This is a genomic window from Rheinheimera texasensis DSM 17496 (genome assembly GCF_000711985.1).
GTDB lineage: Bacteria > Pseudomonadota > Gammaproteobacteria > Enterobacterales > Alteromonadaceae > Pararheinheimera > Pararheinheimera texasensis.
Window position 1 is genome coordinate 1,044,709 of the sequence record NZ_JONU01000007.1, and the last position, 22,267, is coordinate 1,066,975.

Below are 22,267 nucleotides of genomic sequence, written 5' to 3' on the forward strand. Positions count from 1 at the left end.
TCCTATTCCAACGTTTTTAACCACATCGCAAGATCGCGGAAATGTCCGCTCTTGGCCTGAGCCGCCGTCAGCATTGAGATATGGTCATAATCCAGCGCATCGCCCTGCACTTTACCTAACAAACGAAATTGCGCGCCGGCCAAGCCGCTTTCCTGCATCAGCAATCTGACATCGGTGGCATGTCCCAACACTTTGTCATTAACCGCCGCAAAAAACCAGGCTGCCGGCCAGTTCACTTGCTGCGCCGCCGCGCTGTAATCAAAGCCATCGGTCGGGTCAACAAAATGCTGATGGTTTATCCAATGAATGGTATCGCGTAAAAACTGCTGCGGTTCATCATCGGCGCCGAGTTTCCACTGCTTTGCCGGCAAAAACCCACGTTTGCCGGCAAGCCAGGGACACAACCTGTTCCAGACCCAATCCACCTGCAGAGTTTTTTGCCAGGAGCGCACGCTGATGCGCCTTTTGCTGCCAAAACAAACGATAGCCCGCACTTTACTAAGCAGTGCCGGCTGGCGCGCCAAAGCCGCAAGTGCGACAACCCCACCCCAGCTGTGGCAAACCAGACTGATTTTTTGCTGATGGCGCTGATAGACGTCGTTGATTAAGGCCGGGATATCCTGGCAAATCAATTGATGCTGGCTTTGGTCAAACCCAGTGCTGACATGAGGTTTAGACAGGCCGCGGCCGGCAAAATCGGCGCTGTATACCAAAAACCCCTGGTCGGCGAGATAACAGCCAAGCCCTTTACCGGAGCTGCTGTAAAAAATACGACCATTCTCAATAGCGCCATGCAGCATCAGCACCGGTGTCGCGCTGACATGATGCGGCACCAGTGCTTTCAGATGCAGCTGATACGCGCCTTGGTCGACATAAACTGAATGCTGCTGATGCTTCATGCGGCGCTGTCAGTGCAATCGAACAAATACAATAACTGCAGTAAAGAGCCCTGCCGGATGGCATATTGCGCTTTAGCCTGCACCAGCGGTTTGGCATGAAATGCGACACCTAACCCTGCTACAGCCAGCATCGGCAGGTCATTGGCGCCATCGCCGATTGCAACCGTCTGACTGTAAGGAATATCGCGCGCGCCGGCAAGCTGCTGCACCACTTGCGCTTTGACTTGCGCATCGACAATATCACCCAGCACTTGTCCGGTCAGTTTGCCGTCTTTGATCTCCAGCACATTGGCAAAAGTGGCGGTCAAACCAAGTCGCTGCTGCAGCGCCTCAGTAAAATAAGTAAAGCCGCCGGAAGCAATGGCTACTGTCCACTGGTGTTGTTGCAATGTAGCCACCAAAGCTTCGAGCCCTGGCATCAGCGGTAAGCGCGCCAGCACTGTCGCTAACACCTGTTCAGGCGCATTTTTTAACGTGGCCACCCGCTGGCGCAGGCTTTGAGCAAAATCCAGCTCACCACGCATCGCGGCTGCCGTGACAGCGGCTACTTCTGGCCCAACGCCGGCGAGCAGCGCGATTTCATCGATACATTCAATCTGAATAGCTGTACTGTCCATATCCATCACCAGCACGCCTGGTGTGGTAAGTTTTGGCTGTGACGTCTGATAGTTCAGCTCCAGCGACAATGTGGCGGCCAGCTCCCGCAGTTGCATCACAGTATCTGCCGTCAGCTGAGACTGCAGACGCAGCTCCAGCGCCGGCGCTAAATCCGCATGTGGCTGATAACACAAAGCAAGGACCGGCTGTGCCACAAGCTGCAGCAGTTGGCGTAGTGAGGCCTTGGTCAGCGTGTCTGGCTGCTGCGCCCAAATCCGGATAATTCCTGCGACAGGTGCCCCGGCTGATGCCGGACTCAGTTGTAAACCTTCAGCAGTTTCCAGCAAAAGCACGCATGGATGCTGTTGAAATAACTCAGAAAATAACTGCGTTGTTGATGGAACTGCAATATCAGACGTCACACGACTCACGGGCGTACCTGTACTTTAAGTGGGCTGCGTGGCATTCTACCGGCATTTTTCCGGCCTTGTCAGCGGATCAACAAGACAAATGTCAGTAAAAAAGCCAAAAAAATCAGCGAAAATCTGGCGCAGCGCACAATTTATCCTCGCGGTGTGTGGATTTATCCTGTTGTTGCAGTGGTGGCAACAGAGTAACAAACATGGCGAGCAACTGTTTGCCGAACAAAGCGCCGTGCTGATGCGCGAAACCTTAAAAGCCTTAGCGCAAACCTGTGCTTATCTGATTGAAAACGACCAGCTTGAAGGCCTCAAAGCCCTGACTCAGCAAATGGCCTCCAATCCTTATCTGCACGACGTGGTGGTGTATGACGCCAACGGCGTACGCTTGAGTGAATCCGCCGGCAGTGAACCGGCACGCTTGTTATATGCGCCACAAACCCCTGATCACCTGCTACCGATGGTGCAGGAAATCTATCAGGGCACTCAGCTGCTGGGTTATATCAAAATCAGCTTAAAGCAATACAGCAGCTTTGATGCAGTGAGTTCCAGCTGGCATCAGCTGATGGAACAAGTGCTGTGGATGCTGGCATTTGCCGCGTTACTTGCCCTGATGCTGCGTGGTTCTTTGCAGGCGCTATCGCACAAACTGGCGTCAAACAAAGCTTTACATCATGCCGCGATGGACAGCCCGGAACATCAGACACATCAAATTCCGCCCAAAACCTGATATCAAAAGCTAAACCGGCAGCTGTAATGCGCTGAGGCTGTTTTGCCACAGCGCCTCAGCCAGCACAGCAGGCGATTCGGGCCGCAGTAAACAAAGATGCTGAAACACTAATGCCAGCTGCGCCGGGGTGTTGACTTGGCCCTGAAAACCGGCCAGCGGCATCGCCGGTGCGTCCGTTTCCAGCACCAATGCCGACAGCGGTAATTTTTTCACCGTGTCGCGGGTTTTCTGCGCCCGTTCATAACTGATAGTACCGCCGATACCGAGTTTAAAGCCCTGATCTAAAAAGGCATGTGCCTGCGCCTGACTCCCTGAAAACGCATGTAAAATGCCGCCATGGCAAAATTGTTGGCGTTTTAATTCGGCAAGTAGCGCTGGCTGGGATTTGCGGTGATGCAGCACCACGGGTTTACCCACTTGCGCGGCTAAAGCTAACTGGGCACTGAAGATCTTCTGTTGCCATTGATGTCGTTGCTGCGTGGCCGCGTCATCGTCACCAGAACGGGCAAAATCAAGGCCAATTTCCCCTACTGCACAAATGCCGGCTTCGGTTTGCAACAGGCTGGCTAATTCAGCGAGCTGTTGCTCTGTTGCACTTTCTGCCCACCAGGGATGAATACCAAGCGCCAGTTCGAACTTGAGCTCGGCGGTTTGTTGTTGCAGCTGCAACAAAGTACGCCAGCGCGCGGCTTCAACAGCAGGCACTAAAATACGCCCAACGCCAGCTTCCACCGCAGCAGCAAGAACAGCCTGCAATTCAGCGGCCAGTTCCGGTAAATCCAGATGACAGTGGGTATCAAATAAAACAGGCACAGACAATGGCATTTCGGCTCTTCAGCAGGCTGCGATTGGACGCATTGCAGCAGAACCAGTCGCCTGAAGCAAGGCGCAAAAAGAAAACCCGGCAAGTGCCGGGTTCTCTTTTTAGTGTCAGAGCTGACCGCTTTCCAGCGTGCTCTTTGCCTCCAGTTCAGCTTTACGCCGCTCTTTCTGACTTTCCAGATCCTGCCGCTGTTGCTGCACCGCGGATGCCGGCGTTGGCATCGGTTTACGTGGCAGCTTTTTGTCAGCCATCGCCGCTTCGTACAGGAAACCAGCCATGATCACCGATGCCTGTTTCAGGTCATCTTCAATCACATGGTCAATCGAATCGATATGAGTGTGATGCAGGCGGGTGCTGTAATCGAGCGGGTCCTGAATAAACTGGAAGCCCGGCAAACCAACATCATCAAATGATTCATGGTCAGTACCGCCAGTGGAACGCGGTGATACGGTGCCATTGCTTAAATCCATGTAGGGGCCAAACCAATCAGTGAAGATCGGTTTTACCGCGACGTTGCCTTCAGTGTAAATCCCACGGAAGCGGCCACTGCCGTTATCCATGTTCAGGTAAACCGACAGCTTGTCGTAACCGGCTTTTGGCGAAATCGGCCAGCCCGGACTTGACCACAAATAACGCGGCAGCGCTTTTTCCGCCGGATCTGTTGGTGCCGGACGACTGGCCAGGAAGTCGTTAACATAAGCGCGCGAGCCATACAGGCCCTGCTCTTCGCCAGACCACAGCGCAATGCGGATAGTACGTTTTGGCTTGATGTTCAGTTTGGACAGAATACGCACCGCTTCCATCGCCACAGCCACACCGGCGCCGTTATCCACAGCACCGTCACTGGCGTGCCAGGAATCCAGATGCGCACCAACCATCACCACTTCACCGTTTTTGTCCGTGCCCGGAATTTCGGCAATAGTGTTGTAGGCGTTTTTGTCGTCATCGTGGAACTGCGCTTTGATATCCAGCGTCAGCTGCGGCTGCTCTTTGCGGTCCAGCATCCGTAACAGCTGGCCATAGTCTTCCTGCTCGATGATGATGGCCGGCACGCCAAAGGTTTCGCCGATTTTGTGTGATTTACCAAACACGCGCACCAGACCGCCCTGACGGCTGGAGCGGTAGATGACACCAGCGGCCTGCTCTTTGACTAAAAAGGCACTCAGCGCTTTGTTAAATTGATAGGCCTGTTTGCGGCTGGCGCGCAGCGCTTTGGTCATGGCCGATTCATAGCTCGGGCGCGCACCGACATCGGCATCTTTTAAGGTATTGAGTTTGTCGCTGCCAAGCCGTTCAAAAATGATGGTATTTGGCGGTTCAATTTTCAGATCTTCGCCCATCATCAGATATTTACCACGTAATTTGCCGGCATACTGGGCCAGTTCAGCTTCGGTGTTGACGTCAAACATCATCACTTCGCCACTGACCGGGCCATTGGTACCCGGCGTCCAGGCCACCGGAATACCGTGCAAAGACACAGTCCGTGGTGCAGTCAGCGCAATGCTGGACGAGGAAGAGCTCCAGCCGCGGCCAAATTCAAAGGCATGTAATTGCGCATTTTTCAGGCCCCAGCTTTGCAGTTGTTGTTTGGTCCAGTGGTTGGCCGCCGTCATTTGCGGCGACGCGGTCAGGCGCGGACCGATTTTGTCGGTCAGATACTCCAGCGTGTGCAGTACTTCACTTTGATACAGACCTTCGTGACGGATTTTGTTGGCCACATCCAGATCAGCAGCCAAAACCTGTGATACCGCCAGTGCCAGTACTGACACGGCGGCTTTATTGAGCATTCGTTGCATAACCATGTTCCCGCTTTGTTTATTTTTGCTTTTATGCCCTATGTGACCACAGGGTGTTCCATTTATCTGATCCTTTACCAGGACAGGGACAGACAAAGCTCAGACTCAGCCAGCAACAACCACAAGGCAACGGCTTTGAGGTAAACACAGTATTTACAACGACAATTCGCCAGCAGCTTGCCAGTGCAGGCCCATCAATCCAGCCGCTTGCGAAATTGCAACGTCGCCAGTGTCATGCCAACCACAATAAAAGCCGCTAACACCATGATATCGTTCAATAGTGCAGTCCAGTGCGCATCACGTAGTACCACGGCCCGCACCAGCCGCACATAGTGAGTGGCAGGCAATAATTCGGCGATGTACTGCGCCGGTTTTGGCATCGCCACATAAGGAAACATAAAACCGGACAACAAAATCGACGGCAACAGGATAAACACCGTCAGTTGCATCGCCTGCAGCTGAGTTTGTGCTTTGGTCGAAATCAATAATCCCAGGGTCAGACTGGCCAGAATAAATAACAGAGTCACCAGCCATAACGACAGCCATTGCTCAGGCAACGGCACCGCAAAGAGAGCATGGCCAAGGCCCAGAATGATTGCCACCTGCAATAAACCAATGGCGATATATGGCAGAATTTTCCCCAGCATCAGCTCAAGCGGCCGGATAGGCGTATTAATCAAAAACTCCATATTACCCTGCTCACGCTCGCGCACTATGGCGGCAGAAGTAAACAGGATCATTGTCATGGTCAGGATCACCGCAATTAAGCCCGGCACTATGTTGACCGCAGTACGCCGCTCAGGATTATAAAAATTTACCACCTCAAATAAGGCACTTGGCGGCAGCGCCGCTTCGCGATGCGTGGGCGAAAGCTGCGGCAGCGGCATCTGGCGCAAGGCGTTCACGGCATTACCCAGCATCGGATCTGAGCCGTCGGTGATCCACTGCGCAATAGCTCTGCCACCACCGCGCCGGCGTTCGTCCAGCCTGCGATTAAAGTCAGCTGGGATCACTAAAATCGCATGAACCTTTCCTGCTGTCAGCGCTGCTTTGGCTTTGCTGATATCGGTAAAATCCGGCACAAAACGCACTGCCTGCGAAGCCTGCACATCGGCGACAAACTGCCGGGCGGCGCTGCTGCTACTTTGGTCAACCAGCGCTGCGGGTACGTGGCGCACATCGGTGTTAATGGCATAACCAAATAACATCAACTGCACCAGCGGGATCATCACTATCATGGCAAAGGTGATGCGGTCGCGCGCTAACTGCCAAATCTCTTTACGAAAAATCGCGTGAATGCGAGACAGACTCAACATAAGCAGCTCCGGTATAAGGACGAGTTGATGCCTCAATGTTGATTTTTGTTCGTTCTGGAGTCGTTTTGGGCGCGAAACGAGGAGCATGGCATAGTGATTCTATGCGAGCGACAAGTGACAAAGCCCAAAACGGCGCCAGACGAACCCTGCGGGCAGTGTTTGGCCATTCTTTCTGCTGCGTTAGTGCTCGCTTATGTAGAGTAACTACACCGCGCTCGCACTGCCTTGCATAAAAAATGGCCAAAATACTGCAAAAACAACACTGAAGCATTAACTCGTCCTTTCTACAAAAACATCTTCAAGTGAAGGGCGAACCGGCTCAACCAAATAAGCAGGCCCAAGTTGCTGTTGTAAAAGTGACAAGCCCCAACCGGCGGATTTATAGACCAGCAACCGCAGTGACTGACCAATCTGCGCGGCCGACATAATTTGCGGCCAGCGCAGCACTTGCTGGCGCAACTGCCGCAAGTCGGGCCCGCTGACTTCATAAACATCCGCCGCCATCTGTGCCATTAAATCGGCCGGGCTGCCGTCGGCGCGTTTTTCACCACGTTCCAAAATCGCCAGGCGGTGACAGCGTTCGGCTTCGTCCATGTAATGGGTCGAGACAAGAATAGTTGTGCCGGCGTCGCTTAAGTCAAACAAGCGCTCCCAGAATTCGCGGCGGTTTTCCGGGTCGACCGCCGAAGTCGGCTCATCAAGAAATAACAACGCTGGCTGATGCATAGTGGCAGCTGCCAAAGCCAGCCGCTGCTTCTGGCCGCCACTTAAACTGCCGGCCCGCACCTGCCGCTTATCTTCCAGCTGATATAAATCCAATAATTGCCGGATGCGGACGGGCCGGTCGCGCCGCGCTAACTGATAAATCCCTGCAACAAACTCTAGGTTTTCCACCACCGTTAAATTGTCATACAACGAAAATTTCTGCGTCATATACCCAATACGCTGCCGTAATAAATCGGCCTGCCGTGGCAGTTCCAGCCCCAGTACTTGAATAGAGCCGCTAGTGGGCGTTAACAACCCGGTCAGCATGCGGATTGAAGTCGATTTGCCACAGCCATTGGGCCCGAGAAAACCATAAATACAGCCAGCGGGGATCTGCAGGTCCAACTGATTCACCGCCAGATAATCACCAAAACGCCGGCTCATGCCCTGCACATCAATTGCCAGCATTGTTTGCCTCCTGCAGTGGCAGTTGCACCGGCAAACCGGTAGGCAGCGTGACATCTGTGCTTAAGCTGATTTCAGTGACATACATCAGCTGGGCCCGCTCGGCCTGATGCAGGGCAAAATAAGGCGTAAAGCTGGCTTCGGTCGCAATTTTGCGTACAGTTCCGGCGAAAGATGCGGTCTGGCCGTCCGCATAAACCTGCACCTGTTGACCGGGTTTAAACTGCGCCAGCGCCGTTTCAGGCAAATAAACTCTGGCATAAGGAGCGCTGTCGGCGGCGATCACCGCCAGCACTGCACCTTGTGGCACCCGTTCACCAATATGGTACGGCAGGTCTTCCAATACGCCGTCGCGACTGGCGACCAGCATTAAATCCGCCAGCAGCTTCAGCTCAACATTGAGTGACTGCTGCGCACTTTGCAGCGCAAACCGGGCCTGACTGATTTGCTCAGGCCGGCTGCCAGCCTGCAGTTCCTGTAATTGCTGTGCTGCATCGGCAAATTGGGCGCGGGCGACCTGGCTACTGAGTTCTGCGGCATCGAGCTCAGCCTGGGCAATCAGGCGCTGCTGACGGAGCTGACGTGCCCTGTTGCGCTGACGTTCGCTGTCAGCAAGTCTGAACTTCGACTGTTCGAGCCGCGCCGCCGCAGCAGCGATTTGCTCAGCTCTGTTGCCTTGTAGCAGTAAGTCCAGAGCTGCCTGCGCCCGCTGCACTTCAGCGCTGGCTTTATCAACTTTCAGTTGCTGTAACCGCGGGTCCAGCTGCAACAACACCTGACCGGCTTTGACCTTGCTGCCTTCCTGCGCTGATTGCGTCAGGATCAATTCTGTTGCCGGTGCAGTGAGCAGCACCCGCTCCCGTTCCAGCGTGCCAAAAGCAGACGGCGGCTCTTGCGGCTGGCAGGCAGCAAGCGCAGCGCTAAAACTCAATGGAACCAGGTTACGCATTAGTGCCTCCGTTGGGGATGTCTTCGCAGGGGGCGTCATTGTTATGCATGGTTGGTAACAAACCGTGACGCAGCACATGGCGCTGGTGGTCAGCCAGTTGTTGCAGAAATTCCGGCGTCAGCTCCAGACCGAGCGCCTGTTTCATAAAAGGCGGAATGACAAAAGGGAAAATTGCCAGGCTAAAACAGCTCAGCAAAGCGTTAAACGGCAATAAACCCGGTTGTAGCTGGCCGGGCGCCGATAAAACCTGCGCCAGATTGCTCAGCATCTGCTGGACAAAACCGGCAAAAACCCGGCTGACAATCTGATATTCCGCCGAATCCACATTATGCAGCGCACGGAAAATTAAGGTCGGTAACAATGGATGCGGGGCCATCACGGCATAATAAGCGGCGACTATGGCAGCCGGGTCACGCAGCTCTGCCAGTCGCGCCTGCTGCTGGGCCAGTTGCAACAAAGGCGCGATGGTTTCGCGCAGCATCGCCTCAAACAAACCGGCTTTGTCGACAAAGTAATAGCGGATCATACCGGCATTGACGCCTGCGGCCTTGGCAATCATCCTTGTGGTGACGCGCTCATAGCCCAGTTCGGAAAATAGCAGCCGCGCCTGCACCAGCAGATTGTGCCGGGTGTTGCTCTCCTGCGCCGCAGCTGCGGGACGTCCGGCTTTGATATTCATCAGCAAGTCTCCAAATTATCCAGCTGATGAATATGCTAGTCGCCGGTGCAACATTAAGCGATGAGATTAATTCTCCGCCGGGGCCGGTTTTGGATAAAAGGCCACGTCGGTTTACCACTGGTAGATATGATGCAGATGGGCATCATACCAACGCAATTCAGATTGGCGCCCGACAGAGCTGCAACCATAAAACCTATCGCGCCAGCCAGATAGCCTTATCCAACCGGTAAAACACTGTGGCACGAGTCGCACCTGTTGGTGATGTGGTTTCGGTATGGGTATAGACTGCACCCAACTTTTCCACGGCGCGGCGCGAACGCAGGTTCTGTTCTCCAACATGAAACCAGACGGCATCGGCAAAATCGAAAGCATGGTCCAGCATCAGTTGCTTCAGCTCAGTATTGGTCGCCCCGCCCCAACGCGAGCGTACTAAAAAGGTGTAGCCGATCGCCACTTCGCGTTTTGTTGCATCAAACTCGTAATAGCGACTAGTCCCCAGCACTTCGCCGCTTCGTTTGTCACAAATCAGATAAGCGCCGCCGCTGGCGAGGCCACCGTCAAATACCGGCTTGAATATCTCAGGTTTGTAGCGTTCAGGTTCCGGGTGCAAAGTCCAAATCAGTGGATCGCTGGCTGCCTGCATCAGCGCAGGCCAATCATCAGGTTGCAGCGGGCGCAGTAGTATAGTGGAGCCGGTTAAAGGCGTTTGTAAGTGAGTCATCTCAAGTCTCTGTTTGAATTGTGCGTTAGCATAAACATTGGCAGCAACGCGCTTCAAGTGCAGGTCCGGCAACAAAGTGTTGCTGAATGTAGGTCGCAGTGAGTTATTTCCCGCACCCCGGCTTGCAGAGCGCCAAAACCACTGGCCATACTGTTGAACATTCCCCCCGTTTTTTTATCAGGTTCTGCGGAGTTGTATGTTTCGGCACATTTTGGCCCAATTAACTACACGACAAGATTTATCCGCTGAACAAATTCAGGCTGTGATCCAGGCGGTGGCTGACGATCAACTCTCAGACGCTCAGCTTGCCGGCTTTTTGCTGGCATTACTGAATAAAGGCGTCAGTGTTGCCGAAACCATCGCGATTGTGACGGCGATGCGCCGGCAAGCCATCCGGATCAACCCCCGCGTGGCAGAACCCTTACTCGACACCTGCGGTACCGGCGGCGGGCTCAGCACTTTTAATATCTCCACCGCCAGCGCTTTTGTCTGCGCCGCAGCCGGTATTCCGGTCGCCAAACACGGCAGCCGCTCATTAAGCAGCCACTGCGGCAGCGCCGATGTGCTGGAAGCCCTTGGTGTCGCTATTGATTTACCGCCTGAAGCCGTCTGCCGGCAGATTGAACAGATTGGCCTTGGTTTTTTGCATGCACCGAACTTTCATCCGGTAATGCGGCGTTTGTTGCCGGTCGAAGCCTCGCTTGGCATCAAAACCATTTTTTATACCTTGATTGGCCCGCTGATTAATCCGGCCGGTGCAAGCCGGCATGTTTTGGGCGTTTATCGCGCTGACTTGCTGGAATTAACCCGCGAAGTGCTGCCGGCACTTGAATATCAGGACGTGTTGCTGGTGCATGGCATCGACGGTATTGATGAAATCGCCTTAACCGGGCAGAGCCGGATTTATCAGTTCGCTCAGGGCCAGCTGCAACACTATCAAATCAGTCCTGAGCAATTTGGTTTAACTTGCTGCACGCTTGATGAGATCCGCTCCGATGTACCACTGGTCAGTGCCGAATTAATGCGCCAGCTGTTTGCCGGCAATATTAAAGGTGCCAGGCGCGATGCCGTGTTATTGAACAGCGCCGGCGCTTTAATGCTGTGTGGCCGGGCGGCGGATTTTACTGAAGGCATCAAGCTGGCCGCTAGCTTGCTGGACGAGGGCAAAGCACAGGCAAAGTTACAGCAACTGATTGAAAGCTCGCAGGACTTTACCCGTGCGGTGCATCAGCACCGACCGGCTCCCGCAGCACCAGCCATCACACCGATGGAAGCGCCATCAGACCTCAATGCGGCATTTCAAGCGCTGCAACGCTCTGAGCAAAATAAACGCGCCCGCTTAAAAACCCTGATTGAAACCCTGCCCGACCTGATCTGGCTGACCGATTTGCAAGGCCATTTATTAAACTGTAATTCCCGTTTTGAACGCTTTGCCGGTTTACCGGAGCTACAACTGAAAGACCTGACATTGCCAGATTTTTTGCCCGCGGATTTGGCCAGTCAGCTGACCCAATCCGCACAAACCGCGCTGCAGCAACAGCGTGCAGTACTGACACAACAATGGATTTGTTATCAGGGCGACACCGAGCAACAATTTGTTGATGTGATCCAGACACCTTTCGTGAACCAGGACGGCAGCATCGAAGGAGTCATGGCGATAGCACGCGATGTCACGGCGTTTAAGCGCACTGAGCAGGAGCTGCTGCGTCATCGCGACCAGCTGGAGTTTATGGTTGAGGCGCGGACTGCGCAGCTGACCGATGTGATAGCACAGCTTCGTCAGGCCCAGTTACAACTGGTGGAAGCCGAGAAACTCAGTGCGCTTGGCGCTATTGTCGCCGGTTTGTCGCACGAGCTGAACACGCCACTTGGCAACATTCTGACGGTGGGCAGCGCACTCGACACTGAATTGCAGCGGCTACACAGCGAACTGGAACAAGGCCGTTTATCAAAAAGTGGCCTGCAGGATTTTATCAGCCACAATCGGGAGATGCTGGCTTTGCAACTAAAGGCAGCACACCGCTGCGCCAGTCTTATTAGCGATTTTAAACAATTATCAGCTGACAAAATTGCCGAACGGCGCGGCCATTTTGATGCAAGCAAGCTGCTGAAAAATTGTGTTGCCGCCCAGCAAAGCGCGTTCGTAGCCGCCGATATTCAGCTGAGATTAGAATGTCCGGACTCAGTTATTTGTGACAGTTATCCAGAGACGCTGACGAAAATTATCGGTCATCTGCTGCAAAATGTGGTAATCCACGCCTTTCCTGCAGCTTTTCAGGACAACCGGCAACTGGAAATTACTGTTGAACGCAGTGGTGACCAACTATTACTGAGCTGTCGTGACAACGGTATTGGCCTGTCCCCTACATCACTGACGCGGGTATTTCATCCGTTTTTCACCCTGGATATGACGAAAGGTGCCGGCATTGGCCTGCCGCTGTGTAAACGGCTGGCGCTCAGTGTGTTAGGCGGTGATTTGGAAGTCAGCGCCAGCGCAGGCGCTGGCTGCTGTTTTGTGCTTACGATGCCACTGGTGGCGCCGGGTTATCGCAGTGTGCCGGCAGATTCAACACAAAGCACCGGGCTATAAATCAGCATAAATGGCGTTTAAGGGCAAAGCCGCTCAATGCTCCAGTGACCATCTGCTTGTTTGCTATACATAAAACGGTCATGCAGACGGTGTTCACCGCCCTGCCAGAATTCGATTTTATGTGGTTTAACTAAAAACCCGCCCCAGAAACTCGGCACCGGAATTTCGCCGTGTTCGAATTTATGTTTAATCTCGGCAAATTTTTGCATCAGCGCGAGGCGCGTCGACACCGGCCGGCTTTGCTCAGAAGCCCAGGCCGCCAGCTGGCTTTCTTTTGGTCTGGAGGTGAAATAATGCAGCACCTGCGACGTTGGCACGCGTTCGGCGATGCCATACACAATGACCTGCCGCTCCAACGGATGCCAGGGAAAATGCAGGCAGACTTTTGGATTACCAGCCAGTTCCTGCGCTTTACGGCTACCCAGATTGGTATAAAACACAAAACCGTTGCTGCTGACATCTTTAAGCAACACCAGCCGCTGCGACGGCTGGCCGTCGGCATCCACACTGGCGACACACATGGCCGTCGGGTCCGGCAGTTCAGCGGCGATGGCGTCTTTGAGCCAGGCTTCAAACTGCACAAAAGGATCGGCGTTTAATTTGTCCAGATCCAATTTATCTTTGACATAACTACGGCGGATATCCGCGACATTGACGCTCATACAGATTTCCTCTTCAACCCGGCAGCCCGCAGCGCGCTTGGCAACTCCAGCCAAGCATTAACGAACTACCAATCATCCCTTGTCATATAAACAAAGGGCCGGTATCGACCAGCCCTTGTTACCGTTACATCCGTTCCATCACATCGATGCCAAGCAGGTCCAAGCCTTTGGCCAGTAATTTCGCCACCAGAATGCTCAGCATTAAACGGCTGTCGCGCAGCGTCGGTTCAATGCCGTCTTTTAAAATCGGACAAGCTTCATAGAAGCTCATGTACTGGCTGGCCAGTTCATACAGGTAATTACACAGCAGGTTTGGCTGCGCATCTTTCATCACTTGTTGCAGCGTTTCTTCAAACTGCAGCACTTTAAGCGCCAGTTGTTTTTCCTGCTGCTCGGCCAGAATCAATGGCGCACTGAAGCTGTCGCTGATGCCGGCGCGGCGCACAATACTGCTGACGCGGGTATAAGCATATTGCAGGTAAGGCGCTGTGGCACCTTCAAAGCTCAGCATCGCATCCCAGCTGAAGATGTAGTCTGAAGTGCGGTTTTTCGACAAATCAGCGAATTTCACCGCGCCAATACCGACTTTACGCGCCACTTCTGCGATTTCTTCGGCGCTAAGTTCAGTCGACTTGCCTTTCACTACCGCTTCAGCGCGCACCACGGCTTCTTCCAGCAGTTCCGCCAGTTTGACAGTGCCGCCGGTGCGGGTTTTAAACGGTTTGCCGTCTTCGCCCATCATAGTGCCGAACGGGCAATGTTCATAAGCAGTTTCCGCGCGCAGCAGGCCGGCTTTACGTGCCACCAGCTCCACTTGTTTAAAGTGCAGTGCCTGACGGGCGTCAGTGAAAATAATGATGCGGTCAACGTTGAGTTCATGGCTGCGATACTGACAGGCGGCCAGATCTGTGGTGGCATATAAAAAGCCACCGCCGGTTTTTTGAATGATAAAGGGTGACGGATTGCCTTCTTTGTCCGCCAGTTCCTGCAGGAACACCACTAAAGCACCCTGGTCTTCCACCGCAATGCCACGGGCTTTTAAATCATCAACAATTGGCTGCAGCATTGGGTTATAGGCCGATTCCGGCTTGATATGCTCATGACCCAAAGTGACATTTAAAGTGCGATACACTTCTTCGCTGTGCTTGACTGAAGTGTCGATAAACAGCTGCCACAGTTTTTGACAGTGCGCGTCGCCGCCTTGCAGTTTCACCACGTAATCACGCGATTTGTCGGCAAAACCGGCTTCATCGTCAAAGCGTTTTTTCGCTTCGCGGTAGAAATCTTCTAAGTCCGCCAGCGCCACAGTTTCTAAATCCACACCGGCAGCCAGCTTATCTTCCAGATGCGCGATCAGCATGCCAAATTGTGTGCCCCAATCGCCCATGTGGTTTTGCCGGATGACTTTGTCACCCCAGAATTCCAGCGCGCGCACCACGGCGTCCCCAATAATGGTCGAACGCAGGTGACCGACATGCATTTCTTTGGCGAGGTTTGGTGCTGAATAATCCACCACCACTGTTTGCGGCGCTGTGTTGGCACTGACGCCTAAACGTGGGTCAGCAACTGCCTGCTGCAACTGCGTCGCCAGCCAGTCTGGCTTTAACGTCACGTTGATAAAACCAGGCCCTGCAATTTCAACTTTGTCAGCGATATCAGCAAGTTCCAACACTTCCACCAGCTGCTGTGCCAACGCGCGTGGGTTGGTTTTTAATAACTTGGCAGCGGCCATAGCGCCGTTAATCTGGTAATCACCAAATTCTACTTTGGTGCTTTGCGTGACGGCGGTATTGGTATCCGCTGGCAAACCAACTTTGATCATCGCGGCCTGCGTTTTTGCGGCCAATAACTGTTTGATATTCATTTTAAATCCTGTGTAAAACCTTGTTATTAACCAGCGTGCGCGTGTTCACGGGTTTTATGGAAGCGAATTTTCGGATGCCGCTCCATCGACAAATTCAGGTTTACCATAGTCGGGGCCAGATAACTTAAGTTATCCCCGCCATCCAGTGCCAGGTTGGTGCTGGCTTTGTTTTTAAATTCTTCCAGCGCTTTGGCATCGTCTGAGTAAACCCAACGCGCCGTGCTGACGTTGACGCTCTCGTAAATCGCATCCACGTTGTATTCAGATTTTAACCGGTGCACGACCACATCAAACTGCAGCACCCCCACAGCACCGACAATCAGGTCGTTGTTATCCAGTGGACGGAACACCTGTACCGCGCCCTCTTCAGATAACTGCACCAGGCCTTTTAATAATTGTTTTTGTTTCAGCGGGTCACGCAGGCGGATGCGGCGGAACAGCTCAGGCGCGAAGTTTGGAATACCGGTGAAAGTAAATTTTTCGCCGGCGGTGAAAGTGTCACCGATCTGAATAGTGCCGTGGTTATGTAAACCGATGATATCGCCCGGGAATGCTTCTTCAACGTGCTCGCGGTCACCGGCGAGGAAGGTCAGTGCATGCGGCACCAGTACATCTTTACCGATGCGCACGTGATGCATTTTCATGCCTTTTTCGTATTTGCCGGAACAGATACGTAAAAACGCCACGCGGTCGCGGTGTTTCGGGTCCATATTCGCCTGAATTTTAAACACAAAGCCCGAAAAGCCTTCTTCAGTCGGTTCGACAGTGCGGCCCGTCGTCGCTCGGTGTTGTGGCGCCGGCGCCCATTCAGTCAGGCCGTCAAGCATATGGTCGACACCAAAGTTACCCAGTGCAGTACCGAAAAACACCGGCGTTAATTCGCCTTTTAAAAATGCGTCGCGGTCAAACTCATGGCTGGCGCCTTGCACCAGCTCCATTTGTTCACGCAGGTCCGCAGCAAAATAACCAATCCGGGCATCGAGTTCCGGATTGTTGATGCCTTTGATGATGTCAACTTCCTGAATAGTGTGACCGAAGCCCGATTTATAAAAAATCACTTCATCGCGCAGGATGTGGTACACGCCTTTAAACTCTTTGCCAGAGCCGATAGGCCAGGTGATAGGTGCACAGGCGATTTTTAAGACGCTTTCTACTTCATCAAGCAAATCAATAGGATCGCGGATATCGCGGTCCATTTTGTTCATAAATGTGATGATTGGTGTGTCGCGTAAACGGGTGACTTCCATCAGTTTGATGGTGCGCTCTTCAACACCTTTAGCGCCGTCGATAACCATCAGACAGCTGTCGACTGCGGTCAGGGTGCGGTAAGTATCTTCCGAGAAGTCTTCGTGACCCGGAGTATCGAGCAGGTTGACCAGACAATCGGCATACGGGAACTGCATCACAGAAGTAGTCACCGAAATACCGCGCTCTTTCTCCATTTCCATCCAGTCAGACGTGGCGTACTGGCCAGATTTTTTGCCTTTAACAGTACCGGCTTTTTGGATTAACTGCCCGAATAACAACACTTTTTCGGTAATAGTCGTTTTACCGGCGTCGGGGTGAGAGATGATCGCAAAGGTTCTGCGTGTACTGACTTCCTGAAGAAATTCTGCGCTGGCCATGCCTGAGTGAGTTCCGAAGTTAAGCTAAATGGGCGGCCGGTTCTGGCACAGTGCGAGACTGTGTACCGGGTCCGGCGAAAAATGGCGCAGATTATAGCAGGAACAGCCGCTTTGGCGAAATCGCTTTACCAGTTAATTCGCAGGACTTACAGGTCAGAACACAGAATGGCTAAAGGGATGGCATCGCCAACGACAATGCCATCAGCACGGCATCTTCGTTGCCGCCAGGCGCCGGGTAATATCCGGGCCGCACACCAACCTGATGAAAGCCAAGCTGCTGGTATAGCGCTATCGCGGTTTGATTCGACGCCCGCACTTCCAGCCAGCAATCGGTCGCTTGCCGGCGCTCTGCTTCATCGAGAAAATGGTTTAGTAAGGCTTTGCCAATGCCTTTCCCTTGCAGCCTTGGATGCACCGCAATATCGAACAGGCTGGCTTCGCCGGCAACCAGCTCACCGATATAAAACCCGGCGATCTGCGCGTCAATAAGCGCCACCGCATTAAAATAGCGTTCGGAAAAACTACTTTGAAACGATGATTCTGCCCAGGGATAAGCTGTGGCTGCTTGTTCTGTTGCCAGCATAGCCGGAATATCGTCAGTGGTTGCAGTGCGAATTTGGATCATGTCAGGTCCATATTGATCGGGGCATCTGCCGCTACATCAAAGGGTAACAACTCACTGAGACGCTGCCAGAGTAGCTTCTTCCGCGCGGGCGTCAGAAAACTAAGGGGCTCGGCGCTATAAAGGCCGGTATTGGTGAGCCGGATGTCGGAAACGTCTGCCTGATAAAACCACTGGGCACTCACACCTGCTTGCTGCAAACAACAAAACAAATCCTGCACCAGCGGCAAGCTGACATCTGCCGCCAGCCATTGCTGCGGGAATTCTTCAGCTGTGGCAGATCCTGGTTGCGGCGTCTCGAAAGCAACAGGCACCACTGGCTGGTATTCCGGTGCAGATAAATGCGTTTGTAACGGTTGGATTTTTAAATGCTGTAAGAACTGCAATTGCAGTTCTGACATGGAAGAAGTGATGTTGTCTGTCACGTCTGGATTCATCTCAGTACCTCGCTGGGTCTTGCCTGAGAGAATTGGCAGGGGCAGAGGGATTCGAACCCCCAACCATCGGTTTTGGAGACCGCTGTTCTACCAATTGGAACTATGCCCCTGTGATTGAGGCGCCATTATACAAAAGGCTTTTTAAAGGTAAAGCAAAAATCTCAGACAAAGCAATCAATTGCGCAGAAATCAGCCAGAACGCTGTGAAAGCAGGCAATTGCAACCGCCAACAATGGGCCAGCCCGGCGGCTCTGTGTAAAAAAGATGCAATAAAGGAACTACTTTGCTAGCATGTCGCGCCTCTGCCAATGGCAGGTTGCAGACTTTGGCAACAAAGGCTACAACTTAGGTGCAGGATGTTGGATTACCAAGGATGTTTGCATGAAAATGACCGACTTTTCCGTTTTGATCATCGATGATGTGCCCTCCGTCAGAGAATACTTACGCCAGACGCTGATGCTGCTCGGTATCACGCATGTCAGCGAAGCTTCTAATGGCAGTCTTGGTATCAGCAGTTACACCAAACAGCACCAGGATGTCGTATTCCTCGATATTGAACTGCCGGACTGTGATGGCAAATCTTTGCTACGTCAGCTAAAAGAAATAAATCCCAACGCCAATGTGGTCATTATGACAGCACACAGCACCGTCGAGAATGTGCAGCAAAGCATTCTGGCCGGCGCCTGTGGTTTTATTGCCAAGCCATTTTCCGCCAAGAAAATTGAGTCTGTGCTGATTAAGTGCCAGAAAAAAAGCCTGACGGCCTGAGAGTCCCCGCCAGAGCACAATCGAGCCTGAACTATAGGGTTTAGGCTTTGCCGGTCAACGGTTTGCCATGGAATTCAACGCCATCCCAGCCGGTACGCATAAAATTACGGATATTGGCGTGGTTGCTGCCTTTGATGTCTGGCAATACTTCCAACCGGTAAAAATCACCAAACAACTGCAAGGTCTGCGGCTCCGACAGCTGATGCAACAAGGCAAACGCCAGGATTTTACAGGAGCCGTTATTCTCCCCTGCACCATTAAACTGCTCGCCATTCTGAAAGGCTGTCGGCGTAAAATCATACAAAGCATCAATCAATGCGATAGTCTGCTGAAAGCTGATGCTTTCCGGATCGGTACTTAACTGACGAAAAAATGTTTCCAACATAAGGTTGCCTAAAGTTTGACCAAAACGTGCCGATAGTGCGTTCAATCAGCCATCAATCCTGATGGGAGGACCCGATGAACGTCATCAGTGCCACACAGGCATTCAGTGCCCGCGAACAGCAGTTATTTCAGCAAAGCCGGCTCGAAGTTCAGTCTTCACCGCTTTCCCGCCCCACCTCCGCGACTTCGCCAACAGCGCAAGCTGTTGATCCACAGAGCGAAGTCGAGTCTAAGCCATCCGACGAACAAAATGAAGATGGTCAGCAATTCAGCGCCAAAGAAAGTATTGGCACCGTCAAACGGATTTTAGAGCAGCTCAGCTGCGGCAAATTACTCAGCTGGCTCGACGGCACCGCCTTTGACAAAATCCAGGCGCAGCAGCAACAACTGGAAGCAGAAACCGCCCCGTCCCAAGTGCCCGCTGAGCGCACTATCATGGAATTTAATTATCGTTATCAAGCGGTTGAAGCAAGTTTCGCCGGCGCTGTGCAATTAGAAGATGGCAGCAGTCAGAGTTTTGCTTTTAGTTTCAGTCTGCAGGAAAGCTACACCAGTTTTAGCATCCGCCAGGAAGCCGTACTGCAAGACCCATTAATTGTAAGCACCACAGGGCAGAGCTTTCAGTGGACCGGTGCCAGTCAGGCTTTTGATTTCTTCAGTAACGGCGGAAGTGCTGGGTTACCAACGTTAGCAAATGGCCAATATTACCTGAGTTATGACCGGAATCAGGACGGCCAGATCAGCCAAGGCAAAGAATTATTTGGGCCAAGCTCCGGCCAGGGATTTACTGAACTCGCTGCTTTGGATGAAGACAAAGACGGCTTTGTCGACAGCAGCGACAGCGCGTGGCAACAACTGCGCTTGTGGCGGCCGGGTGAAACACCAACCAGCCTGTCCACTGCCGGTATCGGTGCACTTTCAGCGCAATCTGTGGCTACTTCATTTGGCTTATATGATGGCGAGGCGCTGCTGGCCCGTATTGCGCGTAGCGGCATCTTTTTATCCGAACAAGGCAAGGTTGGTCTGCTGCAGCAGGTTGATTTGAATATCTGACAGTGAGTGCCGGATCCGGCTGATCCGGCACAGGACTTCGCGTTACACTGTGCTCAGCTGAATTTGCCGGAGCACTGCCTGTGTCCACCGAAGTTATCCCTGCCGCAGAAATTTGCCGGCAGGCGCGTTTAAGCCGTGACGCGCGCTTTGACGGGCTGTTTTACATTGCGGTCAACAGCACTGGCATTTATTGCCGGCCCATCTGTCCGGCGCGTTCGCCGGCTGAACATCAGGTACAATATTTTGCTTCCGCCGCTTCGGCAGCGGCCGCCGGCTTCCGGCCTTGCCTACGTTGCCGGCCAGACAGTGCGCCCGGCTCACCCGCCTGGCAAGGCAATCAGACCAGCTTGCGCCGTGCGATGAAGCTGATTGATCAGGGCGCCTTGCAGGACGGCGACCAAACATCCTTATGCGCACGCCTTGGCATCAGCGAGCGGTACCTGCGGAAACTGTTTGCCCAACATCTGGGCGTCTCCCCCAAACAATATGCGCTGTATCAGCAAATCCTGTTCGCCAAACAGCTGCTGCACCAAACTAAAATGCCGGTCACAGATATCGCGGCGATGGCGGGTTTTCACAGCCTGCGCCGCTTCCACGATGCCTTTAAACAACAACTACAACTGACACCAACACAAATACGGGGACAACGTATGGCGCAGCATTCTGCGGTCATTGAACTGGAACTGAGTTATCGCCCGCCGCTGGCCTGGCATTTATTGCTGGAATTCTGGCAACAACGCACATTAACCGGCCTGGAGTGGCTGCATGGCGAGCATTATGGCCGGCTTATTGACTGGCCACCGGGTCATGGCCAGCAACATGGCTGGTTTAACGTCGCCCCTATCGCCGGCAAAAACGCCCTGAAGCTGACATTACATTGGCCGGACCATGAAACCCTGCTACCGGTGGTAAAACAAATCCGCCGGTTGCTGGATTTGGACGCCGATTTACAGGTCATTGAACAACATCTGCAAAGCCAGCTTGGCGCCAGTGTAAAAACCGGCCTGCGCATTCCTGGTGTCTGGTCGGCCTGGGAAGCCGGCATCCGCGCTATTCTCGGCCAGCAAGTCAGTATTGCCGGCGCCCGGGCCCAGTTGAACCGGCTGCTGGTATTGGGCAACGAACAAACCAAGCCGTCAGCGGTTACGGCTGATACACCAGAACTAACCTGGCGGCAATTTCCCACGCCGGCACAAGTTGGCGCCGATGAGTTATTGATGCTGAAAGTGCCGGGCGCCCGGCGCCAGACCATTCTGGCACTGGCCGATACCATGTGGGCAGCGCCAGAACAACATCCATCGCAGTGGCTGCCAATCAAAGGCATTGGCCCCTGGACTGTGGCATATGCCTGCATGCGCGGTTTATCAGAAACCGATGTCTGGCTTGGCGGTGATTTGGGCATTCAAAAAGCACTGGCGCGTCAACATGCCGGTTTTGATGCACAAACCCTGTCACCGTGGCGCAGTTATGCCACCTTACAACTTTGGTTTGGTCTGGCCGACTCACCAACCAGCACAACCGTCCAAGGAGAATAAAGTGAAGCAGTCCCCGCAAGTTGCCTATTGTTTGTCCCCGCTCGGCGCGCTGGAAATTTATGCCAATGCTGCAGGAATTTCGGCCGTGCATTTCCCTGACGTGCAAAAAGATCGCAGTCTGGCCGGAGCCAGGCATCAGGATGTCAATTCGACAGCGACACAAAGCGATGATTTCCAACTGCTCTCGGTGCAGGCAGAAGGAGAAATTGCATTGCTGCTGCAACAAGCCGCAGCGCAGCTGGCAGCGTATTTCGCCGGAGTGCGAAAGAGTTTTGACCTGCCACTGGCGGCCAGCGGCACTGCTTTTCAACAGCAAGTCTGGCAGCAACTGTGCCGGATTCCCTATGGCCAAACCCAAAGTTATGGCGAACTGGCACTGCGGCTTGGCAATAAAAATGCGATGCGTGCCGTTGGTGCCGCCAATGGCCGTAATCCCATCGCCATTATCGTGCCTTGTCATCGCGTCATTGGTGCCGACGGCAAACTGACCGGTTACGCCGGTGGCCTTGACCGCAAAGTTTGGTTGTTACAACATGAACAACGCATCGCCAATGTCATTCATTCGAATATTTAGAATAAATAGCGGGATTCATTGCAATATTAATTCGATAAGATTTAAGGTTTACTA

General features: G+C 53.2%; 21 protein-coding genes and 1 tRNA gene. 6 read left to right on the top strand and 16 right to left on the bottom strand.

Features of this window, described 5'->3' with window-relative positions:
• Positions 1-2: 2 nt before the first annotated feature.
• Entirely contained in the window at positions 3-899 is an 897-nt protein-coding gene (locus Q399_RS0104825) for an alpha/beta fold hydrolase (protein WP_031566181.1), read from the bottom strand.
• On the bottom strand, positions 896-1,927 hold the full coding sequence (gene serB, locus Q399_RS0104830; protein ID WP_245612829.1) for a phosphoserine phosphatase SerB: 1,032 nt from the start codon (positions 1,925-1,927) through the stop codon (positions 896-898). Before serB ends, Q399_RS0104825 begins: the two co-directional genes overlap by 4 nt.
• Positions 1,928-2,006: 79 nt before the next feature.
• Here serB and Q399_RS0104840 point away from each other — a divergent pair, with 79 nt between their 5' ends.
• Positions 2,007-2,645, top strand: coding sequence for an AhpA/YtjB family protein (locus Q399_RS0104840; protein WP_051685745.1), 639 nt, complete (start codon positions 2,007-2,009; stop codon positions 2,643-2,645).
• Positions 2,646-2,654: 9 nt separating this feature from the next.
• On the opposite strand, the gene Q399_RS0104845 is transcribed toward Q399_RS0104840, so the two are convergent.
• The 7 genes from Q399_RS0104845 to Q399_RS0104875 form a co-directional block, all read right to left on the bottom strand.
• Positions 2,655-3,470: a TatD family hydrolase gene (locus tag Q399_RS0104845; protein ID WP_031566187.1), complete on the bottom strand. Its 816-nt coding sequence runs from the start codon at positions 3,468-3,470 to the stop codon at positions 2,655-2,657.
• 105 nt (positions 3,471-3,575) lie between these two features.
• A complete protein-coding gene (locus Q399_RS0104850) occupies positions 3,576-5,264 on the bottom strand; it encodes a M20/M25/M40 family metallo-hydrolase (protein ID WP_157836223.1) in 1,689 nt (562 codons plus the stop codon).
• A gap of 194 nt (positions 5,265-5,458) precedes the next feature.
• A complete protein-coding gene (locus tag Q399_RS0104855) occupies positions 5,459-6,580 on the bottom strand; it encodes an ABC transporter permease (RefSeq protein WP_031566191.1) in 1,122 nt (373 codons plus the stop codon).
• 270 nt (positions 6,581-6,850) lie between these two features.
• On the bottom strand, positions 6,851-7,753 hold the full coding sequence (locus Q399_RS0104860) for an ABC transporter ATP-binding protein (protein WP_031566192.1): 903 nt from the start codon (positions 7,751-7,753) through the stop codon (positions 6,851-6,853).
• Entirely contained in the window at positions 7,740-8,699 is a 960-nt protein-coding gene (locus Q399_RS0104865; protein ID WP_031566194.1) for an HlyD family secretion protein, read from the bottom strand. The genes Q399_RS0104860 and Q399_RS0104865 overlap by 14 nt, the downstream gene beginning before the upstream one ends.
• Positions 8,692-9,378, bottom strand: coding sequence for a TetR/AcrR family transcriptional regulator (locus Q399_RS0104870; RefSeq protein WP_031566196.1), 687 nt, complete (start codon positions 9,376-9,378; stop codon positions 8,692-8,694). The genes Q399_RS0104865 and Q399_RS0104870 overlap by 8 nt, the downstream gene beginning before the upstream one ends.
• Before the next feature lie 193 nt (positions 9,379-9,571).
• The gene (locus tag Q399_RS0104875; protein WP_031566198.1) at positions 9,572-10,099 is read right to left on the bottom strand and encodes a GNAT family N-acetyltransferase; all 528 of its coding nucleotides are present in this window, start codon (positions 10,097-10,099) and stop codon (positions 9,572-9,574) included.
• A gap of 196 nt (positions 10,100-10,295) precedes the next feature.
• Here Q399_RS0104875 and trpD point away from each other — a divergent pair, with 196 nt between their 5' ends.
• On the top strand, positions 10,296-12,689 hold the full coding sequence (trpD, locus tag Q399_RS21850) for an anthranilate phosphoribosyltransferase (protein WP_084164088.1): 2,394 nt from the start codon (positions 10,296-10,298) through the stop codon (positions 12,687-12,689).
• Between the two features lie 17 nt (positions 12,690-12,706).
• Here trpD and pdxH read toward each other — a convergent pair whose 3' ends face one another.
• The 6 genes from pdxH to Q399_RS0104910 form a co-directional block, all read right to left on the bottom strand.
• Positions 12,707-13,351, bottom strand: coding sequence for a pyridoxamine 5'-phosphate oxidase (gene pdxH / locus Q399_RS0104885; protein ID WP_031566203.1), 645 nt, complete (start codon positions 13,349-13,351; stop codon positions 12,707-12,709).
• 124 nt (positions 13,352-13,475) lie between these two features.
• Positions 13,476-15,215 (bottom strand): arginine--tRNA ligase, encoded by a 1,740-nt coding sequence (argS, locus tag Q399_RS0104890; RefSeq protein ID WP_031566205.1) that lies wholly within the window; start codon positions 15,213-15,215, stop codon positions 13,476-13,478.
• 26 nt (positions 15,216-15,241) lie between these two features.
• The gene (gene prfC / locus Q399_RS0104895) at positions 15,242-16,840 is read right to left on the bottom strand and encodes a peptide chain release factor 3 (RefSeq protein WP_031566207.1); all 1,599 of its coding nucleotides are present in this window, start codon (positions 16,838-16,840) and stop codon (positions 15,242-15,244) included.
• Positions 16,841-17,009: 169 nt separating this feature from the next.
• The gene (gene rimI, locus Q399_RS0104900) at positions 17,010-17,465 is read right to left on the bottom strand and encodes a ribosomal protein S18-alanine N-acetyltransferase (RefSeq protein WP_031566210.1); all 456 of its coding nucleotides are present in this window, start codon (positions 17,463-17,465) and stop codon (positions 17,010-17,012) included.
• Entirely contained in the window at positions 17,462-17,899 is a 438-nt protein-coding gene (locus Q399_RS0104905) for a hypothetical protein (protein WP_031566212.1), read from the bottom strand. The genes rimI and Q399_RS0104905 overlap by 4 nt, the downstream gene beginning before the upstream one ends.
• Positions 17,900-17,932: 33 nt before the next feature.
• Positions 17,933-18,009: transfer RNA gene (locus Q399_RS0104910), tRNA-Trp, on the bottom strand.
• 271 nt (positions 18,010-18,280) lie between these two features.
• On the opposite strand from Q399_RS0104910, the gene Q399_RS0104920 reads away from it, so the two are divergent.
• Complete coding sequence (locus tag Q399_RS0104920) at positions 18,281-18,667, top strand: response regulator (RefSeq protein ID WP_031566217.1); 387 nt, start codon at positions 18,281-18,283, stop codon at positions 18,665-18,667.
• Between the two features lie 40 nt (positions 18,668-18,707).
• Here Q399_RS0104920 and Q399_RS0104925 read toward each other — a convergent pair whose 3' ends face one another.
• Positions 18,708-19,052 carry a HopJ type III effector protein gene (locus Q399_RS0104925; RefSeq protein WP_031566219.1) on the bottom strand — a complete coding sequence of 115 codons (345 nt, stop codon included), beginning with the start codon at positions 19,050-19,052 and terminating at the stop codon, positions 18,708-18,710.
• Positions 19,053-19,126: 74 nt separating this feature from the next.
• On the opposite strand from Q399_RS0104925, the gene Q399_RS21395 reads away from it, so the two are divergent.
• The 3 genes from Q399_RS21395 to Q399_RS22440 all read left to right on the top strand — a co-directional run bounded on the left by Q399_RS21395 (position 19,127) and on the right by Q399_RS22440 (position 22,213).
• The gene (locus Q399_RS21395; protein WP_051685748.1) at positions 19,127-20,104 is read left to right on the top strand and encodes a hypothetical protein; all 978 of its coding nucleotides are present in this window, start codon (positions 19,127-19,129) and stop codon (positions 20,102-20,104) included.
• 80 nt (positions 20,105-20,184) lie between these two features.
• Positions 20,185-21,639 (top strand): DNA-3-methyladenine glycosylase 2 family protein, encoded by a 1,455-nt coding sequence (locus Q399_RS0104935; protein ID WP_084164089.1) that lies wholly within the window; start codon positions 20,185-20,187, stop codon positions 21,637-21,639.
• Position 21,640: 1 nt separating this feature from the next.
• Positions 21,641-22,213 carry a methylated-DNA--[protein]-cysteine S-methyltransferase gene (locus Q399_RS22440; protein ID WP_031566228.1) on the top strand — a complete coding sequence of 191 codons (573 nt, stop codon included), beginning with the start codon at positions 21,641-21,643 and terminating at the stop codon, positions 22,211-22,213.
• Positions 22,214-22,267: the final 54 nt, after the last annotated feature.

What these genes read in the sequence shown, in the direction of transcription:
- Q399_RS0104870 (WP_031566196.1), bottom strand. Translation starts at nt 9,378, where the DNA reads ATGAATATCAAAGCCGGACGTCCCGCAGCTGCGGCGCAGGAGAGCAAC.
- argS (WP_031566205.1), bottom strand. Translation starts at nt 15,215, where the DNA reads ATGAATATCAAACAGTTATTGGCCGCAAAAACGCAGGCCGCGATGATC.
- Q399_RS0104855 (WP_031566191.1), bottom strand. Translation starts at nt 6,580, where the DNA reads ATGTTGAGTCTGTCTCGCATTCACGCGATTTTTCGTAAAGAGATTTGG.
- prfC (WP_031566207.1), bottom strand. Translation starts at nt 16,840, where the DNA reads ATGGCCAGCGCAGAATTTCTTCAGGAAGTCAGTACACGCAGAACCTTT.
- Q399_RS0104860 (WP_031566192.1), bottom strand. Translation starts at nt 7,753, where the DNA reads ATGCTGGCAATTGATGTGCAGGGCATGAGCCGGCGTTTTGGTGATTAT.
- Q399_RS0104840 (WP_051685745.1), top strand. Translation starts at nt 2,007, where the DNA reads ATGTCAGTAAAAAAGCCAAAAAAATCAGCGAAAATCTGGCGCAGCGCA.
- Q399_RS0104845 (WP_031566187.1), bottom strand. Translation starts at nt 3,470, where the DNA reads ATGCCATTGTCTGTGCCTGTTTTATTTGATACCCACTGTCATCTGGAT.
- trpD (WP_084164088.1), top strand. Translation starts at nt 10,296, where the DNA reads ATGTTTCGGCACATTTTGGCCCAATTAACTACACGACAAGATTTATCC.
- Q399_RS0104905 (WP_031566212.1), bottom strand. Translation starts at nt 17,899, where the DNA reads ATGAATCCAGACGTGACAGACAACATCACTTCTTCCATGTCAGAACTG.
- Q399_RS21395 (WP_051685748.1), top strand. Translation starts at nt 19,127, where the DNA reads ATGAACGTCATCAGTGCCACACAGGCATTCAGTGCCCGCGAACAGCAG.
- pdxH (WP_031566203.1), bottom strand. Translation starts at nt 13,351, where the DNA reads ATGAGCGTCAATGTCGCGGATATCCGCCGTAGTTATGTCAAAGATAAA.
- Q399_RS0104865 (WP_031566194.1), bottom strand. Translation starts at nt 8,699, where the DNA reads ATGCGTAACCTGGTTCCATTGAGTTTTAGCGCTGCGCTTGCTGCCTGC.
- rimI (WP_031566210.1), bottom strand. Translation starts at nt 17,465, where the DNA reads ATGATCCAAATTCGCACTGCAACCACTGACGATATTCCGGCTATGCTG.
- Q399_RS0104925 (WP_031566219.1), bottom strand. Translation starts at nt 19,052, where the DNA reads ATGTTGGAAACATTTTTTCGTCAGTTAAGTACCGATCCGGAAAGCATC.
- Q399_RS0104850 (WP_157836223.1), bottom strand. Translation starts at nt 5,264, where the DNA reads ATGCAACGAATGCTCAATAAAGCCGCCGTGTCAGTACTGGCACTGGCG.
- Q399_RS0104875 (WP_031566198.1), bottom strand. Translation starts at nt 10,099, where the DNA reads ATGACTCACTTACAAACGCCTTTAACCGGCTCCACTATACTACTGCGC.
- Q399_RS0104920 (WP_031566217.1), top strand. Translation starts at nt 18,281, where the DNA reads ATGAAAATGACCGACTTTTCCGTTTTGATCATCGATGATGTGCCCTCC.
- Q399_RS0104825 (WP_031566181.1), bottom strand. Translation starts at nt 899, where the DNA reads ATGAAGCATCAGCAGCATTCAGTTTATGTCGACCAAGGCGCGTATCAG.